Here is a 19,195-nt window from a genome sequence, read left to right on the forward strand (position 1 = left end):
TCCCTCGTGCCTTCTGCCGCACTGATCCTCGATCCGTCCTTCACCGTTGCCCCGGTCAACCGCCGGACCTTCGGCACGTTCGTCGAGCACATGGGCCGTTGCGTCTACACGGGTATCTACGAGCCGGGCCACGCGACCGCCGACGAGGACGGCTTCCGCAAGGACGTCCTGGAGCTGACCCGGGAGCTCGGCGTCTCCCTCGTCCGGTACCCGGGCGGCAACTTCGTCTCCGGCTACCGCTGGGAGGACGGCGTCGGTCCGCGCGACGAACGGCCGCGCCGGCTGGAGCTGGCCTGGCACAGCATCGAGACCAACCAGTTCGGCCTGGACGAGTTCGTCCGCTGGTGCGCGAAGGCCGGGGTCGAGCCGATGATGGCGCTCAACCTGGGCACGCGCGGTGTCCAGGAGGCGCTCGACCTGCAGGAGTACGCGAACCACCCGGGCGGTACGGCGCTGTCGGATCTGCGCGCCGAGCACGGCGCGGCGTCGCCGTACGGGATCAAGCTGTGGTGCCTGGGCAACGAGCTGGACGGGCCCTGGCAGATCGGGCACAAGACAGCGAGCGAGTACGGGCGGGTCGCGGCCGAGACCGCGCGGGCGATGCGAATGGTCGAGCCCGACCTGGAACTCGTTGCCTGCGGCTCCTCCGGTTCGGGGATGCCGACGTTCGGGACGTGGGAGCGTGAGGTGCTGCGGGAGTGCTACGACCTGGTCGACCACATCTCGTGCCACGCGTACTACGGCGACGACAACGACGACCCGGCGTCGTTCCTGGCCTCGGCCGTGGACATGGACCGCTTCATCGACGCGGTCGTCGCGAGTGCCGACCACGTCGGCGCCGAGCTGAAGAGCAAGCGGCGGATCGACATCTCGTTCGACGAGTGGAACGTCTGGTACAAGGACCGCTCACGACTGACCGACGGCGCTCCCGACGCGTGGGAGGTGGCGCCGCGGCGGATCGAGGACGAGTACAACCTCACCGACGCCGTGGTCGTCGGCAACCTGCTGATCTCGTTGCTGCGGCACAGCGACCGGGTCGCGGTCGCTTGCCTGGCGCAACTGGCGAACGTGATCGCGCCGATCATGACCGAGCCCGACGGCCCGGCCTGGCGGCAGCCGACGTTCCACCCGTTCGCGATCACCTCGCGGCTCGCGGCCGGTCAGGTGCTGCGGGTCGAGACTTCTTCGCCGACCGTCGAGACCGAGAAGTTCGGCGAGGTGGCCGCGGTCGACGCGGTGGCGACGTACGACGAGGGAAAGCTGGCGGTCTTCCTGGTCAACCGGTCGCTCGACCAGACCATCGAGGTCTCGGTCGACGTCAGCCGGACCGGGGTGACGACGGTCGAGGAGGCGCTGACGCTCGCCGACGACGACCGGCTGGCGGTGAACTCGGCGGCCCAGCCGGACCGGGTGGTTCCGCGGGAGGCTCAGGGCGTGCGCCTGGAGGACGGAAAGCTGACCATCAGCCTGCCGCCGATCTCGTGGACGGCCCTCAGCCTGGCCTGACCTCAGAGCACGCGTTCCCGGCGGAAGCGGGTGATGCTGACGCCCGGGGCGACCTCCAGCAGCTCGGACTCGTGGTAGCCGCGGCCCAGGTACAGCTTGACCGCCGGGGCGTTCGCCGTACCGGTGGAAACCAGGGAGAGGCCGCGTGGTTCCAGGTCGTCCAGGGCGTCGAGCAGGGCGGTGGCGTGGCCCTTGCGGGCGTGCGCGGGGTCGACGACCAAGCGGGTGATGTCGAGGGTCTCGTGGTCGGGGACGTCGTAGGCGACGGCGGCGACCAGGACTTCGTCGGTGAAGCAGCCGAGCCAGCGCTCGGTCGACGCCATCAGGCCGGACAGGTCCTCCTGCAGCGGCGGGATCCCGTCGAAGCCGATCAGGGCGGCCTCGACGGCGTACGCGCGGTGCTGGACCTCGAGAAGACGTGGCGCTACCCCCGGGTCGGCCGGGTCGATCGGACGGATCACCTGTCCACGCTAACCCGATAACGTGTCAGGCGCGCCACCCAACGCTGTGGCCGGTCCGCTCGAAGGGATGCGTGTGAAGGTTTACCGGGACAGCTGGGGAGTGCCACACCTGCGCGCCGACGATCCGCTGGCCCTGGTCCGGCTGCAGGGACGCAACGTCGCGGCCGACCGTGCCTGGCAGATCGAGACGCAGCGCCGCAAGTACCTCGGTACGACGGCCGCCGTCCTCGGCCCGGACGCCGTGGCCTGGGACGTCTTCGCCCGGCAGGCCCGCCTGGCCGACACCGCCGAACGCTGCTTCCGGGCGCTCGACGACGACACCCGCGCGTGGGTCGAGGCGTACGTCGCCGGCGTCAACGAGGGCCTTCCGGCCGGCGCCGCGCGGGCTCCTGAGTTCGCCAGGACCGGGCTGACCCCGCAGGAGTGGGAGCCGTGGACGCCGCTCGGGATCTGGATGGCGATCCACATCCTGTTCGCGGGGTTCCCGTCCAAGCTGTGGCGTGAGCAGGTCGCGCTGCACCTCGGCGACGAGGCGATGGAGCTGTTCAGCTCCGAGGGCCCGCACACGTCGGGCAGCAACGGCTGGATGGTCCCGGGCGCTCTGACCGCGACCGGTACGACGCTGATCGCGGGCGACCCGCACCGGTACGTCGAGAGCCCGGGCGTCTACCAGCAGATCCGCCTGGCCTGCCCCTCGTACGACGTACTGGGCCTGGCCGTTCCGGGTATCCCCGGGATCGCGCACTTCGGCCACGCCGGCGACGTCGCCTGGGCGATCACGAACGCGGCCGCCGACTACCAGGACCTGTTCGAGGAGCAGCTCCGGCGGACGGCGGATGGCGTGGAGGCGCTCGGCCCGGACGGCTGGGAGACCGCCGAGGTGCACACCGAGTCCGTGGAGATCGCCGGCCGGAACGCCATCGCGGTCGAGGTGATCGAGACGGCACGCGGGCCGGTGGTGATCGGCGGGCCGGACTTCGCGCGCGGGGTCAGCCTGCGGTACCCGCCGCGGGTGACCGGCCGGCTTGGCTTCGAGGTGCTCCCCTTGTTGCTTCAGGCAACCGATGTGGCGGCGGTCGACGAGGCGCTGGAGGGATGGGTCGAGCCGGTCAACGTCGTGCTCGCGGCCGATACCGCCGGCGGGTTGCTGCACCGGACCGCCGGGCTCGTCCCGCGGCGGGACGCGGAGAACCAGCTGCGCGTCGTACCGGCCTGGGAGAGCAGGCACCAGTGGGACGGCTGGATCGATCCGATGCCGAGGGCAACGGTTGACGGCGTCGCCGCGATGGCCAACACGCGCGACCTGGCCGCACCGCTCGGGGTCGAGTTCGCCGCTCCGCACCGGTACCGGCGGATCCGTGAGCTGCTGACCGCGCGGGACCGGTGGACGGTCGAGGAGATGCCGACGATCCACACCGACACCTGGCTGGGATCGGCCGGCAGCATTCTCGACCCGCTGCGTGACCTGACCGGGCTGTCGGCCGGGGCCGTCGAGCTGCGCGACCGCCTGCAACGGTGGGACCGCCGGATGGACGCGGCCAGTACGACGGCGTCCAGCTACGCCGCGATCCGGAAGGCGCTGAGCCGCCGGATCACCGAGCACCCGGTCCTGGCCGCGCTGGACGACCTCGACGGCACGGAGATGTTCCTGCCGTACCTGGATCTGCTGACGCACGTGTCGTTCGCGCTGGAGAACCTGCTCGTCAGCGACCTGGAGATCGACTTCTCCGCGTTGCTCCGGGAGTCGCTGGAAGAGGTCGCTGCGAGGAAACCACGTGGGCCGTGGGGTGACACCCACCAGTTGTCGCCGATCCAGGTGATCCGCGGGCCGCTGTTCACCCGCGACGAGCAGCCGATCGACCTCGGGCTGTCCGGCGACCACCACTGCGTGTGGTCGACGTCGAGCGTGCCGGGGACGACCGACCTGTCCGTCCGGGCCTCGGCCGCGCGGTACGCGTGGGATCTCGGGGACCGCACGAAGAGCGGGTGGAGCGTGCCGCTGGGGGCGTCCGGCGTACTGGGCGACGAGCACCACCACGACCAGCTCCCGCTGTGGCTGCGGGGCGAGCTGGCGCCGATCGTGACCGACTGGGATCAGCTGACGCCGGAGTAGGTGTCGAGTACGACCTGCAGCCGGTCGCAGCGGAAGCGGCCGGGCTGCTCGTCGTACACCTGACGTCCGGCACCGGACCAGAACAGCTCCGGCGGCACCGCCGCGGCGCCGGGCGGAACGAACTTCAGCACCTCGGCCACCGCCGCCGCAGCAAACCTCGCCGAGTCATCGGCCGCCCGCGGGTCGTCGGTCGGGACCGCCGACATCAGCTGGTCGGCCAGATCCAGCCACTGGCCGGGATCGATCAGTTCCGACGGTTCGGCTCCGCCGAAGTTCGGGGTGCCGCCCGCGTGCTCCCGCGCCGGCAGCCGGAACAGGTACTCGCGCTCGGCCGCACAGCCCTGACAGGTGCCGTCGTACGCCGAAACCAATTCACCGTCGGCCTGCGCGATCCCGTGCCGCCAATCGACCTCGACCGACCCGCACTGCCCGCACGGCGTCAGATCAAGATAGACGAACGCCTCGTCCCGGGTCCGGGCCGGCGGAAGGACCATGATCGACTCCTCGTCTCCTAGGGCGGCACCAGCGGTCGGTTCCATTATCGGCTCCCTGTCCCGCCGGTCGCCTCGGCCACGCTGTCCCGCAGGCGAACGCCCGCCTGCCGCAGTTTCTCCTCGTCGTCCTCGTCGTCTTCCTCCAGGTCGGTGACCCGGTTCGCGAGGAGGGTCGGCGGTGCCGGGAACCGGGACCACGGGTCGCCGGTCTGCTGGTCGCCGGCCTGCTGGTCGCCGTTGGCAGTCGCGGAGTTGTCCGGACTGGAGTCACCTGGCTGGTTCTGCGCGGCCGGACCGCCCTGACTGCTGCCGGGATGCAGCTCGCCCCGCAACCACGCCTCGAGATCAGCAGCACCCCGCCCGCCCTCCTGGCCTGGTGCGACCGCCGGGCCGGGGGCAACGGCCTCGGGGCCGGGGGTGCTTTCCGGGGACAGGAACTGTTCCAGTTGCCGGTAGTCCGTCTCAAACATCGTCAGGTAGGCGACGCCGCGCGGTGCCTGTTCGAGCTGGGTCTCCTGGCCGAGCCGGACTTCCCCACTGCGGCGGAGCTGCTGCTCGACCAGCGTGACGTCGTAGGCCACGTCGACCCGGACGGTGACCACCCGTCCCTTCTCGAACCGGCTGCGTTCCCGCCGTACGCCGCGACCGTCCGCGGTCTGGTCGGCGAGCTGATCCCCCGCGGTCACCCCGCCGCTCACCTCGGTGCCGGAATCCTCGGCCTTCGCCCCACCATCCACCGGCAGCACGCGGCCCGAGGTCACTGTGTGGGTGACCGTGTGCTGGCTGCGGTTGACCTCGCCGATCTCCACGTCGTCGACCGGGTTCCCGATCAGCTGAGCACCGACCACCGTCGCGCCGACCTTGACCTCGACGATCCGGGACGTGTAGCCCGGCAGGGGCAGCCGCAGGACGGCGACCCCTCCGTCCTGCGCCATTCGGCTGAACGACGCGTTCAGGGTGACCGTCGAGAGCATCACGTCCAGCTCGGCGCGGTGCACCCGCATCCCGGACTGCCCGAGCAGCTCCGTCAGCTGCTCCAGGATCGTGTCGGTCAGCTGCTCGCTGGTGGACCCTTCCACGAAGTACGCGTCCGGTACGCCGCGCTCGTTCAGCGAACCCATCGGCTGCCCCGCGGCCGCCTCGAGCCCGTCGGGCTGCTGCTGCTCGGGCATCATGCGCAGCGGGATGAGCTGGGTGATCTCTCCGTCCAGCGTCGCCGGGGCGAGCGGTGTCAGCGGCGACTCCGTCCGGGTGAGCGTGCGGCCGACCCACGTCCGCGACGGGGTCGCGGTGGCCTGCGACGCCACCTCGAGGGTCAACTTCACGCCGCGCCGCACCCGGTGCTGCCCCTCGAACGTCGCCATCCGTTCCAGGCGGGTCGTCTGCTCCCCGACCGCGGTGGCACTGGAACCGGTCCGATCGGTGCCGACGCTGCCGCTCTGCCCTTCCTGTACGCCGCCGTCGAGGCCGGCCCCGAGTGACCTGCCCTTCGTGACGCCGCGGATCCGTTCGCCGTACAGGTAGCGCTGGACGATGCTGATCGTCTTCTTGGTAACGCCGAGCGAGACCACTTCGTCGGCGAAGGTCGCCCGGATGGTCAGCCTGATCTGCTGCGCGCCGAGCTGTCCAGGTTGCCCGACCGGATAGTCACGGGTGAAACCGCGCCCGCCGAGCATGTCCTCCAACCGTCCCCACCAGCGCTTGCCCGCCAGGTCGGCCGCGAGGGCCTCGGCCAGGACCGGATCGCTCTCCGGGGTGATGCCGAGCTGTTCGGTCATCAGGGCACGGACCCGGTCGAGCAAGGTCACCTCCTGCCCCTGATCGGACAGCGAAGCCTGCTCGACCAGGCTCGACCCGAGGTTCTCCCGGTAGTGCTCCGGGAGGTCGACCTTGCTGAGCGCCTCCACGCGTTCGGCTCGGTCCAGAACCAGGTCCAGCTGCGCTTCCTTGCTCCGCGGCGTCGGCTTGCCGTGCTGCGGCTGCAGCTTCTCCAGCAACACCCGAGACGTATGCGATGCCGACAGCGACGGAGTCGGTTGACCGGCAGCCGTTGCAGCGGCCAACGCGGCCCGGTACTGCCGGACGAGTCCGGTGGCCAGCCTCCGGTCCAGCTCCAGGCTGCCGTTCAGATAACGCTCGACGACATCCGCGACCTGGGCGAGCGGCAGCGTCAGCTCGCCGTCGACGTGGAACTGCAGGACGTCGCGCTCGGCCACCTGGAAGACGACCGTCGCGTCGGCCGGCACCGGCTTTCCATCGGCCGTCACGGTCAGACCGGCCGTCCCGGACAGCAGGTAGTGCCGGCCGACCTCGATGGTCAGACGCTCGACACCGGCGATGGTCTGGTCGGTTCGCGAGGCCGAGGTCGTCATGCCGGACTCACCGGACACCGTGCCGCCCTGGGCTTCGGCGTTCGCGCCGAGGTTGACCGACGTCTGCCCACCGGTGCTCCGCCCGGCGGACAGGCCGTGGCTGGTCAGCGCCAGGTTGATGTCACCGGCCACCGCGTCGGTCACCCCGAGCAGGACGACGTCGCCGATCCGTCCGTTCACGGCGAGGCCACCGCGGGTCGAGACCGGCCCGGCGCCACGGACCACCACGTCGGTGCGATGGGTGCCGCGGGCCCACTCCGGGTGGGCCAGCAGGTTGCGCGGGTCCAGGAACGCGGCCAGGTGGTGCCGCGCCGTCGGGTCCTGTCCGGCCACCGCCTGCAGCACCCGGTTCAGGTCATGGGTGTCGAGGGCAACCAACGTGGCGCGGTCGAGCACCTTGTCGCTGACCGGCCCGGAGATGACCTCGGCCGGAGCCACATCGGTCGACGGCAGCAGATCGGTGTCGACCAGGATCCGTGCCGAGCTTCCCGGAGCGCCGCGATGCAGTACGACGTCCTCGCTGCCGAGCTCGACCACCTCCAGCCGGTGCGGGACCTCGAACGCCGCCACCGGCGAGCGGCTCTCGACCAGCGTGACCTGGTTGAGCGTCCCGCCGGTGAACCAGCCCATCACCCGGCCGAGCGCCTGACGCCCGTACGACACTCCCGACTTGACGGTGACACCGGCCGGACCGTCCTGGCTGTACCCGAGCGGCGACGCCCTCCAGGGCAGGGATTTCGACCAGCCGTCGGTCCGGCTCGCGCTGTCGGATCCGATGTTGAGCGTCACCATCGCTTCGTCGGTCGTGACGCCGACCGCCGACGGCGGCCCGGGGTGGAGATCGATGCGCAGGCTGAGCGTCTGGCCCGGGGTGGTGAGCGTGACCACGATGCCGTTCTGAACGGCGATGTCGTAGCCCGCTTCGAGCCGGTTGACCGACAGCTGCTCGCGCAGCTCCATCAGGTTGAGAAGCTGCGCCCGCGCCAGCTGCGGGTCGTTCGTCATCCGGGCCAGGTCCGGATCGCCCTGGTCGTTCAGCGGCGGCAGGAATCCGCGCTCGGCCAGCGGACCGACCAGGTCCGCGAGCGCCTGTTCGCCACCGGTCACTCGCTGGGCGAGTCCAGGACCCGCGCCGCTCACCCGGCTCCTCCCGCCGGTGAGCCACGCCGGCAACTCGAGTCGCCGGCCCGGGACATCCACCGCGGTCCGAGGTTCACCGTGCAGGAGGGGATCGCCGTTCACCAGCACCCTGTTGCCGTGGTTGTCGTGCACGAACGCGCTCTCGGCGACCGGCAGACCGTGCCGGTAGGCGTCGCTGGTGCGCAACCGCGTCAGCCCCTCGGTGCGACCGGTCACGGTGCCCTGCGACTCGCCGTCCAGGACGAGCGTCACCTTGTGCTCGAACACCATCCGGTAGCCCTGCGTCGGACCGGTGTAACGCTGTACGCCGACGTGGATCCCGACGCCGCCGCCGCTCAACGACTCCGAACGACTGAGCGAACGACCACCGGTCGCCGTCGGACCGAGGTCGACGCCGGTGTCGCCGAGGTCGTTCAGCTCCTGCCCGCCGTACCCGACGGTGGCGTTCACCGTCGTACTGGCCGAGAAGGCCTGCTGACCGCTGGCGTTGCTGAAGCCGACCCGGACACCTTCCTGCCAGTGTGCCGTGGTCGGTCGGCCGACCAGTTCGACCTCCTCGTACCGGACCTCGGTCCTGACCTGCAGATGGCCGACCGGGCGGCCGCCGGCCTGCAGGGGCTGCAGGACCGACCGCTCGGTGCTCTCCGCCAACCGCGACGGCAGATCCTGGGTGATCGCCGCCTGGATCTGCTCGCGGAGCAACGACGCCTCGTCGCCACGGCCGTTCAAATGGTCGGCGAACTCGGCCAGGACCTCGTCCGACAGGCTCTGCAATCCGTCCAGCGAGGCCAGGACGTTGTTGGGCAGCCGGCCGGACGGCTGCTTGCCGTTGGTGAACGTCGTCGTGGGCGCCAGCACGGTGTAGGCGTGCGATATCCAGGCACGCAGGCGGGAGACGTCCTTGCCCTGGCCCCGGTCGACCTCGAGGGCGGCCACGGTCCAGTCCTGATCGCCGGGCCGACGGGCTTCCAGCTGCCAGCTCGCGCGGCCGGCGTACAGCAGAGACTCGCCGCGGTTGTCCTCGACCGAGCCGTCCTGGGCGTACTGCGCGCCGGTCGAGGTGACCGACCGGCCGCGGCCGGAACTCTGCTCGCCTTTGATCGTGACCAGCTGGCCGATCGCGTTCAGCACCGACCCTTCGCCCAACAGCCGCGTCAGGGTGCCGAGGCCGAAGGAGCCGCTGGCCCCAACTCTGCCGTTCTGCGTGATCCCGAACTTGCGCGACGGCTGCCCGAGCAGGCCGACCATCGTCTCCGAGGCCCGGACCGAAGGGTCGAGCGTCTCGATCAGCTCGGAAACACTCAATCGGAACCGCAGTTCCATCGGCCGGGCATGGCCGACCCGCAGGACCGCGCCGTCGCTGGTGACCGCCTGGCCGAACTCGGCGTTGAGGCGATGCTGCAGCGCGCCCGTGGTGAACCGTTGATCGACCTGGTTGGCCGCCAGGACGACGTTCACCCGCTCGGTCAGGGCCGACAGGTGCGGCAGCCAGTCCGTCGGCTGCAGGCTCGTCAACGCGATCAACGGCGGTGCCACCTCGGCCAGCCGTTGTTCGTACGCCGTCAGCTGGTTCACCAGCTCGGATGCGGTCTGCGCGCGCAGCTCCGGGGTCATCGACCGCGCGTCGGCCAGCAACGATTGGTAGCCTTCGGCAACGGTCTCCAGCTGCCGCCGCGCCTGCTGGTACCCCGCGGCCACCTGCTCGTGCCACTGCCGTACCTCATCGTTCTTGGCGGCATCCGTGGCGGCTTGGTGCGCGCGTGCGAACCGGCCGGAGTCGGCAGCCTGCAGGGCCTCGGTAGCCGTCTGCTCGGCCTCGCGGGCCGATTCCGCGGCGTGGTCGGCCGCCTCCTGCTTCGCGGCGATCCGGCGGTCCAGTTCGTCGAGCTGGCGCTGGAGGTCGTGGAACTGTTCGGTCACGTCGGCGACGAAGCCGTCGACCGGATCGGCCTGCGCCGTGTGCGAGGGCGCGGCGTCCCACGGCAGGACGGGGGGCTGGTGACGACGCCCGATCGCCTCGACCAGACCTTCGAGGTCGTTGCGCAGTACGGCGATCTCTTCGTCCGTCGACGCCTCGGCGAGTTGACGGGTCAGCAGCCGGAACTCGTTGAACTGCGCGGCGACACAGGCGTCCTCGGTGTGGGCCGACGGCCGGCGGAGCAGGCGCTGCAGCCGGGTCCGAGGAGCTGCCTGCTCCTGCAACGTGTGGCTGATCTCGTGAATCCAGGCCCGGGTGAGCTGGTCCTCGGCAAGGCTCGACGGCATCCGGACCAGGTGAGGCTTGGTGAAACTCCCGGCGCGGACCCTGGTCGCGGCGACCCGGCCATCGGGGACGTTACTCCGGCTGACCCGGAAGTATCTCGGGCCGTCGGCGGTCTGGACGACGACCACACCGGGGGCCACCACTCCGGGCCGGCCCTGGATCAGTCCACCGAAGTCCGCCTCGATCGCAGCCGTGGCCGCCAGTGCCGCCGTCTCCACCGACGAGTCGTGCGACCCGTCCGGCCGTCCGTCCGCGACGAACCGCGTCCGTTGCACCTCGGGCGCGTGGACGGTCCGCCCCTCCGGATCGGTGCCGCGAGTGGTCGGGCTGGTCGTCGCTTCGGGATCGGCGCCACGGGTGGTCGGGGTGGTCGTCGCTTCCGGATCGGTAGCGCGGGTGGTCGGGGTGGTGCTCGCTTCGGGATCAGCGCCGGGTGAGAGCGGCGAAGGGGCGAGCCGGGTAGCTCGGTCGGCGATGCGCTGGGCGGCTCGGCGACTGGCGCCGACGTCGAGCGGGTTGACCGGCTGAGCAGTGTCAGATTCTGTTGCAGGAGGCAACAGTTTCTCCAGCTGGCTCCGCGCGGCGGCCCGGGCCGTCTCCTGGTCGTTGCCTTCGTCAAGCACTCGGCGGGCCTCGGCACGGACCTCGTCCAGAGCGGCACGGTCCAGCACGACGTCGCGTCCGTTGGCCTGGGTCGCCCGGTAACCACCGTCCTGCAGCGGAATCGCCCCAGGCAGCAGTTCGGCCACGCTCTCGGCCACCGCCCGCGCGGCGGCCTCTTCCATCGCCGCCTGCACCGGATCCGGAGCCGCTGGTTCGACAGACGCTGCCTCGGTGGCCGGCCCCGGTGCGCGGTGGCGACCGCCGGGCAGGTCGGACCGATCGTCCAGGCGCGAACGATCGACGGACGGTTCATCGACCCGGTGACGCCCCTCATTCTCCTGGGCCACCGTCCGATCGGCCGACTCGTCCGCGTGGTGACGCCCAGTGGCCTCGGCCGCGTGATGGCGCCCCTTCGACTCCTCGGTGCGGTGACGGCCCGGGGCGCTGTCGAAGCCGAGCGACGAAAGCAGCTCGGCAAGGGTCGCCGGGCCGTGGACCTCGGTCCCGGCCGGACCGATCACGTTCGGGTCGGTCACCCGGACGGTGAAGCGGAACGGATCGGCGTCCGGCCCCGGCCGGGCTACTCGGTCGACGGTGACTTCCACCCCGTATCCACGCTCGACCAGAGACGCGAGGCCCTGCTCCACTGTGTCGAGCGCGGCGCGATCCACCACGGCCTCCGGTCCGAACAGCGATCGCGCGCCGCTGGCCTGCGCGTGATTGAACTCCAGCAGACCTCGACCGGCCGACTCCGGCCGGTGGTGGCGCCCACCCTCGCCCTGGTTCGGCAGGACCGGAGGAACCGACCGCAGCGGGATCACGACCTGCCCGCCGACCCGGTCCAGGCCACGAGAAACGCTCACCGAGGGCAGCACGAAGCCGTTGGGAACACCGGCCTCCCGCCACAGTCGCGCCACTTCGGCCAGCGCCTGGTCGAATCGTTCCTGCACCAGCGCGCGAGACTCGTCCGTGCCGTGCAGCGCCTGGTGGTCGACGGCGGCGGCCGCGGCCGTCAGCTGCGCGAGAGCCTTCAGCCGCTCCAGCAGCAACGGTTTGCCGGCCGGTTCGGCGACCAGACGTCGTACCGCCTGCTCGGCGCCGAAACGCGCCTGATCGGTCGGCCCACCGACCACCCGCCGGCCGGCCACCGGATCGACGGTGTCGAGCCCGGGGAAGGTCTTTCGTGATCCGTTGCCATCGGCAATCGCTTCGTACAGCTCGATCGCGAACCGCAGCCTGGCGCGGGCGTCGGACAGCAGGCTGCCTCCGACCCCGCGAGCATCCAACCGGTCGAGCTCCGCGGCCAGGTCGTCGATCCGCCGCAGGGCGCCGACGCGCTCCACCCTGGCATCCAGGTCGTAGCTGGACTCCGGCTGCCCAGGGGGCACGTTGTCCAGCTCCGCCCGGCGTACGGCGGCCCGGACGTGATCGGTGTAGCGCGGATCGTTCTCGGCCGGTACCTCGGCGACCGGCCGCTGTCCGGTCAGCTCGCTGACCCGCTGCGCCCTGGCCGCCAACTGCTCGGCCAGATAGCCGGTGACCGCCTGTTGCTCCACCAGCCGCGCCCGGTCCACCGCGTGGTCGGCCAGGATCGACTCGAGCTTGGCCTGCAGGTCGATTTCCGACCGCCGGAACAGGTAGCGAGAGACCGGCGTACCGATGATCGCCGCTGCCGCACCGGCCACGGTCAGGACGACACCGAGGTCCGGGAGGTCGAAGATCAGGTCGAGCCCGATCGCACTGACCGCGCCTCCGAGGGAGGCGGCCGCCACCTGGATCGCGTACGCGGTCCAGTGCGACTGTCCGCTGGGGCGAGGACCATCGAGGCGCGCGGTCGGTGCCGGCAGCCCTCGATCGGCGGCCCGGTCGGCCAGGTCCGGTGACGCTCCGGTGAACGCCTCCAGTTGCGTGGCCAGTTGCCTGAACGCGACCAGTCGAGGCGCCAGAATCTCGGCCAGCGCCGCCGCCTGGGCAGCCTCCTGCTCGGTCCGCGCCCATTGCTTGCGGGAGTCGTTGGCCGCCTCTTCGCGGTTGATGAAGTACTTGTCCCCCAGCGCACCGGTGACCGAGCCGAACAGGGCAGGGCCGACCGCGTTCAGCAGGACCTCCAGCTGCGCGCTCACATGCCGGGCGAGCTCGGTGGGGTCGACGTCCACCGTCTGGTCACCACCACCGACGAACACCCGGCGGGTCGCGGCCGAGACGTTCTCGATGAGCTGCACCGCCAGGGTGATGCTGAACGGCGGAGCACCGGGGATCGTCGGGTTGACCGGGGTCACCCCCACTGGCGGCTGGGCCACCTCGGCGACGGCCGGCAGGTGGCCGGTGCGCACGTCCAACGCGGCCAGGATTCGGTCCAGACGGGTCCTCAGTTCGGTGATCTCGGTGATCAGCTGGTTGGCGAACAGCGCGCTGTCCGACAGCCGGATGCGTTCGGTGGCGTCCACCCGGCGGAGCCTGAACTCGAGCTTCTTCATGTCGACCAGCCGCTCGGCCAGCGACTTGGCCAGCGCCGAGGAGGCGATCACCATCGCCGTCGACAGCGCCGGTACGCCGAACAGCGTGAGTGCTCCGGCGACGGCCGCGGTCGCCAGGGTCGGCGTGGTGTAACGGATCAGGTAGTTGCCCCACTTCGTTGCTCGTGGCACCTTGACCCGCTCGGGCCGGACCGCCGCCGGGCCGTCGAGCAGTCCCTGGAGGCCCGGGTGGTCGAACTCGCGCTGCTTCCGGTCGGCGACGTACGCGGGCTTCTTGCCCGGCTGCTTCTGCGCGTCCAGGTACCGCTCGGACAGGGAACCGACCAGGGCGTTGACGATCGTCGGGACCGCGATCCCGACACCGACCAGAGGATTTCCGGTGAACACCGCCGCCGCGGTCCCGAGGACGACGGCCGACCAGCCCGATCCCAGGACCGCCTTGGCCAGGTAGCGCGATCGGCTGACCCGGTCGTCGGTCAGCGACTGACCACGATCCTCCAGCCGGTCGAGGATCGCGCGCTCGTCCTGGGTGAGCAGGGAACGCAGCAGCTCGGTGTTCGGCTGCTCGTTCGCGACTCCCATGGCCAGGGCGAGTTTGCGGATCTCCTCCTGGATCGCCGCTGTCCGGGCACGGTCGGCTGTGGTCAGTTGCTGCTCGGTGTGTCCCCAGTGGCGGAGTTCGGCGCGGTCGCCGGCGTCTGTGGGTCGCAGTACGGCGTCGATCTCGGGGTTGCTGTCCGGGCGGAACACCTGTGAACCGTCGGCCTCGCCGCGAACGATCGCCGCGGACTCGGCGAGCACCCTGGCCAGGAGCGGGGCGATCTCGTCCTGGGTCAGGCGGTCGGACAGTCGTAGCTCGACGACGGGGACTCTGCCCGGTTGCACGGCGTACTCCAGCTGTACGCCGGGGGTGAGTGGGACGACCCGTTTGACCAGGCGGAAGGTCTCGCCGGTCTGGGTCTTGATCAGGTAGACGTCACTACCTTCGTGCTGCACCGAGGCCAGGTCGGCGAGCAGCGGGGTCGAGTTGTTGAACTGGTTGCCTGCGAGAAGGGCGGCGAGTTCCTGCAGGAGCTTGCTGGACTGGGCACCGACCAGGAGCCAGCCGGGAACGAACCGGTCGTTGCGGTGCGGAGAGCGCTCGACGGGATCGGCGCGATGCTTGCCAAGAGCATCGATCATGTCCAGGACGGACCGTGCCGGGTAGTGAGCCTTTTCGTCGGTGGCTGGGGGCGTCACGGCGACCGCGACCTCCAGGGCCTTCTGGCCGGTGGTCGCGCCGGGCACCGCGCGCAGTCGTACGGTGAGCTCGTGCCCGCTGCGGATCAGTTCCTGCAGCTGCTGCTCGAGTTCCTGGAACTGTTCGGCATCGACGGTGACTCCCGGTGGAATCAGCTCCCGGGCACGATCGCGCGCGAAGGCCCAGTCCAGTCCGATCCGTGCGTACGGCGCGGGGGTGTCCCGGCCGATCCGCGGTGGCGCCTCGGGCGGGTGGATCTCGTGCAGCTCGAGGACCACTTCGTCCGGCTTGCCGGGCTGCCCGTAGCTCCACTCGGCCCGGTTCGGCGACTCGTTCGAGGCGACTCGTCCGATGATGGGCTCGGTGACCGGCGCGGCGGCCGCGACGTACGGCACCGCTCGAGGGGTCAGGCCAGGCTGATCAGTACTGTCCCCGCGACGATCGGTGCGGCGTCCGTCCGGTCGATCAGCAGGGTTACCGTCCTGGCCTCCTGGGGTGTTCCGCCGGAAGAGGGGAATTCCAGACCCAGGACCCGGACCGGCTGGTCCGTCCCCTCGATCCGCAGCGTCGTCCCGCCCTGGATCACGCCCGTCAGCAACCGTCCCGGGGCCAGCACCCCACCCCTGCCCGGGAGGTCGAACGTCGTCTCGACCTCGAACCTGACCACTGTCATGTGCCCTCAGCCTTTCCAGTGCGGGACTCTCGCTCGCGTACGCTTCGGCTTCCAGATCCTTGAGGATCTCGGAGTTCAGGTCGACACCCGCCCGGAGCTGGTCCACGTGGGTCTTCTCGTGAGCCAGTGTCGCCGCCAGCGTCACCCGATCGGTGAAACTCGCCGGACCGAGCCGGATCTGACGCCCGCCGAGCTCGGCCGGCGTACAGGCACACGCGCCTTGGTAGTCCAGGTAGCGCAGCTCGTCCTGCTCGGTCACGATGACGACCTCGACCTCGCTGAGATCGACCCCGGCCGCGGCCGCGACCTCGGCGATGACCTCCTGCGTCAGCGGCAGGCCGTCGCTGGCCTCCAGGGCCTCCTGGTTGGTCCGCGGAGTCTCCCGCGAGAACAACTCCGGCCCCTGCGCGGGCGGAACCACCGGATCGGCGACTGCCTCGGATCCCGGGATCACCGGGCCGGAACTGTCCGACGCGCCGCCCTGCGGCGCGGGACCGTCCGGTGCCGGGCTCTGCGGCGCGGCACTGTCCGAGGCCGGACCCTGCGGCACGGCACTGTCCGGAGCCGGCCCCTGCGGCGCCGAGCTGACCGACGTCGGGCCTTGCGGCGCGGGGCCGTTCGGAGCCGGGGCCTGTGGTGTGGGGGCCTGTGGTGTGGGGCCGTTCGGTGTCGGGGTTGGTGGTGGGGTGGGAGATTCCGGCGTACTGGGTCCTGAGCGGGGGGGTGCCGTGTTGCTCAGGTGGACGGAGTCCACGGCTTGGCCGGGGGTCGGTAGCCGGCGGGCGGTGATGGTGACCTCGTCGCCTGCGGCGAGCTGGGCCAGCCATTCCTGTTCCAGCTTCGTGTAGCCCTCGGCGTCGATTACCAGACCGTGCGGGAACAGGTGAGCCACGCCTCCCGGCCCGAACAGCCGGTGACCGAGTGCGTTCCCGTCGGCGTCCAGCGGCACGCCCTGCTTGACCGCCCAGGCTCTGCCGGCGGCCTGCTTCTCGTCCTTCAGCCGCGGGTCGGTCTCACGGACGACGGCGGTCACCGTGTCGACGACGCCTTCGCTGTCGACCGTACGGGTGATCTCGTTGTCGCCGACCCGATAGTTGCCGGCCTCCTCGTACTCGCGCAGGGCCGCGGCGGCGAGGTGGCCGACGTAGACCTGGCCAGTGGCGTTGACGAAGGTTGCGCCGCTGGTCCAGATGACCTGTTCCTGCCCTGACCTGGTGTCGAGGACGGTGTAGTTGACCGTGAGCCAGTCCGGGCGTGACTTGCCGGGGGCCGGAACGATCTCGACCTCGACCTCGTAGCCTTCGGCGACCCAGGCCGCCCACTCCTGCTCCAGATTCTCGTAGGCGCCCTTGTTGAACTCCGCGTTCTGCGGGAACAGGTTGCGGAAGTCGTCGGTGCGGAAGAACCGCCGGCCCAGGTAGTGACCACCGTTGTCGCCGTCGAGGCCGTAGTCGTCGACGACCTTCCTGGTCTTGCTCCGGCCCTTTCCGCCCCGGCTCCCGTCGGCGAGATCCTCCCGGATGCGCGCGGTCACCCGGTGCAGGCGGCCGTCCTCGCCGACGGCCCAGTGGGCCTCGTTCCGGCCGGCCTCGACGGACAGCGGGCCTTTGAAGCGTCCAGGGCCGTCCGACTCGGCGGGCGCGAACGGAACCGACGAGTCGAACCAGGGGTTGCCATCCGGAGCCGGCTGATCGGACGTGCTGGGTGGGCCGGTCGGAGGCGTCGGCTGATCGGTCGAGGCGCTCGGTGGGCCGGTCGGGGTCTGTGTGCTGCGGGTGTGCAGGGGAGCTTTGGTGGGCGGGGTCACGGAGGGGTTCGGCGTAGGAGCGGCAGCGGCTGCGGGTGCGGCCGCGGCCAGGGCTCCGGCCGCGGTGGGAACGGAGTTGTCGACCTGATCCGTGGTGGTCTCGCCCTGGCCGGCCTCGGGAGCCTGCGGTTGCGCGGGTTGATCCGTCGTGTCCAGGGGCGGGGATTCGGCCAGGTCTTGCTCCGCCGGGCTTGGTGCTGGGGAGTCCTCGTCCGCGGCTGGTCGGTCGGTGCGGCCGGAGTTCGGCTGAGTGCCGGCAGGGTTCTGAGTGCCGGCAGCATTCTGGGCACTGCCAGGGCTCTGGGTACCGGCAGGGCTCTGGGTACCGGCAGGGGCGTGCGATCCGGTCGGTCCTTGGGCGGTGCCGGTGGGCGCTTGGGCGGGGGCGGCCGGCTGGCCTTGCACCGGGGCGCCCTGGGGCGCGGCCGGCGCGCCGTTGGGCGAGACGGTGGTAGAGGTCGGCGCGGTGGTGGAGGTCGGGCCGGTGTGGGTGGTGGACGGGTCGACCGCGGAGGACGACGGTGCATGCGACGGTCCGCCGCCGGAGCCGGCGGCGCCGAGCGGGGGGCGGGCGCCGGACTCGGAGCCGTTGGTGCCGTCAGTGGGGTTCATGCCGCTGTCGCCAGGGGCAGGTTGTTGCCCAGGGCCACTATCAGTCTGCTGGCCGGGTGCTTCCTGCTCGGTTGCTTGCTGCTCGGGTGCTTGCTGCTCGGCGCCCGGCTGCTGGCCTCCGGCTTCCTGCCCGTCCGGCTGCTGGCCCCCCACCTGCTGCTCGACGTCGTTCGGCGACTGCTGGCCGGAAGGCGCCTGCTGCTGACCGGCTCCTGGCTGATTCCCGCCGGCGGTGGAGTTCGTACCTGCTGATGACGGGTTGGAGGGACTGTCGGTCCCTCCCGTCGGCGAAGGGGTACCTGCCGCCGGCTGGCCGGGGCCTCGGGCCAGCGAGTTGTTGCCAGGGTCGCTCTGTGGAGTGGCCGGGGTCGGACCGCCCGGTCCTCCGCCGTTGCCGATCGGGACGGGGGTACCCGCTTGGCCCGCTCCGACCAGCTGGGGATTCGGCAGGGTGAAGCCGTCTCCGCGGAGCATGTTGCCAGTGGCAATACCACCGTTGACGGAGAGAGCCCGTGAAGAGGCGAGCACTCCCGCCAGTGGACCTTGCGTGACGAGCGCGTTGCCGTACTCGCTCCAGGTCGGCAGCCGGCCGTCGGCCAGCGCGTGGACGGTCGTTCCGGCCCAGGGCGAGGTGATGCCGTTCACCACGAAGCCGCTGCTCATCTGCTCGACCGTCCGGGTGAGCCCGGGCGGCGCACCCAACCGGTCGGTGAGCCGCCCGGCCGGGAGCGAGGCCGCGCGGCCGACCGGCCGGAGCAAGGGAGCCGCACCGGCACCCAGTACGCCGGCCCCGCCGCTGAGCCACATCTGATCCCAGTTGTAGCCCTTCTGGTAGCCGCCCGCGATGCTGAGGGTGTCTCCCAGCAGGGAGATTCCCATCTCTTCGACACCCTCGGCCAGCAGTTCCCCGCCGAAGCGCAAGGCATGGGGAACCGTCGTCAGAGCAGGCCGCAGGCCGCCCGCGGCGGTCCGCGCGTAGCCCATCAGCCGCAGCGCCAACTGGCTGGCGAACCGGCCCATCAGCAGCCCCGCACCGGGGAAGAAGGCCAAGGCGGCGAACAGGGCCGCGTTGACGACGAGTTCGGCGATGATGGAGTTCCGCAGCGCGGCGACCTGCCCGGCGAAGGTGCGGCACAGGTTCTCCATGTCGCGGTAGGCCTGCACCATGGTCTGGTAGTCGGCGAGCTTGTCGGCGACGTTGCGGTGGTAGATCTGCCCGACGGAGTCCGGCCAGACCGCGGGCAGTGTGTTGTTGGCCGCTCCGGCCTCGGTGATCATGTCGGTCAGCGCCTGCGCTGCCGAACCCCAGTCGTCGGCCATCTGCCGTACGACGGCCTCGTCGGTCGACGGCCAGATGTTCTCGTCGAGGTACGTCCGCAACCACAGCCACAGCTCGGTGGTCGGCTCCGGGATCGCACCCACGGCTAGGAGTCT

The 19,195-nt window shown here is 71.0% G+C and carries 5 protein-coding genes; 2 read left to right on the top strand and 3 right to left on the bottom strand.

Annotation, left to right across the window (positions count from 1 at the left end):
- Positions 1 to 6: 6 nt before the first annotated feature.
- On the top strand, positions 7 to 1,506 hold the full coding sequence (locus ACLQ2O_RS20750) for an alpha-N-arabinofuranosidase (RefSeq protein WP_425833769.1): 1,500 nt from the start codon (positions 7 to 9) through the stop codon (positions 1,504 to 1,506).
- A 2-nt stretch (positions 1,507 to 1,508) separates the two neighbouring features.
- Here the strand turns inward: ACLQ2O_RS20750 and ACLQ2O_RS20755 are convergent, their stop codons facing one another.
- Positions 1,509 to 1,967, bottom strand: coding sequence for a GNAT family N-acetyltransferase (locus ACLQ2O_RS20755; RefSeq protein WP_425833771.1), 459 nt, complete (start codon positions 1,965 to 1,967; stop codon positions 1,509 to 1,511).
- A 67-nt stretch (positions 1,968 to 2,034) separates the two neighbouring features.
- Here ACLQ2O_RS20755 and ACLQ2O_RS20760 point away from each other — a divergent pair, with 67 nt between their 5' ends.
- Entirely contained in the window at positions 2,035 to 4,080 is a 2,046-nt protein-coding gene (locus ACLQ2O_RS20760) for a penicillin acylase family protein (RefSeq protein WP_425833773.1), read from the top strand.
- Here the strand turns inward: ACLQ2O_RS20760 and ACLQ2O_RS20765 are convergent.
- Positions 4,062 to 4,619 carry a hypothetical protein gene (locus tag ACLQ2O_RS20765; RefSeq protein ID WP_425833775.1) on the bottom strand — a complete coding sequence of 186 codons (558 nt, stop codon included), beginning with the start codon at positions 4,617 to 4,619 and terminating at the stop codon, positions 4,062 to 4,064. The two genes, ACLQ2O_RS20760 and ACLQ2O_RS20765, sit on opposite strands and share 19 nt — an antisense overlap.
- Positions 4,619 to 19,183 carry a DNA/RNA non-specific endonuclease gene (locus ACLQ2O_RS20770; protein ID WP_425833776.1) on the bottom strand — a complete coding sequence of 4,855 codons (14,565 nt, stop codon included), beginning with the start codon at positions 19,181 to 19,183 and terminating at the stop codon, positions 4,619 to 4,621. Before ACLQ2O_RS20770 ends, ACLQ2O_RS20765 begins: the two co-directional genes overlap by 1 nt.
- Positions 19,184 to 19,195 lie beyond the last annotated feature (12 nt).

Source organism: Kribbella sp. DT2, from assembly GCF_049844575.1.
Lineage (GTDB): Bacteria > Actinomycetota > Actinomycetes > Propionibacteriales > Kribbellaceae > Kribbella.

What these genes read in the sequence shown, in the direction of transcription:
- ACLQ2O_RS20765 (WP_425833775.1), bottom strand. Translation starts at nt 4,619, where the DNA reads ATGGAACCGACCGCTGGTGCCGCCCTAGGAGACGAGGAGTCGATCATG.
- ACLQ2O_RS20760 (WP_425833773.1), top strand. Translation starts at nt 2,035, where the DNA reads ATGCGTGTGAAGGTTTACCGGGACAGCTGGGGAGTGCCACACCTGCGC.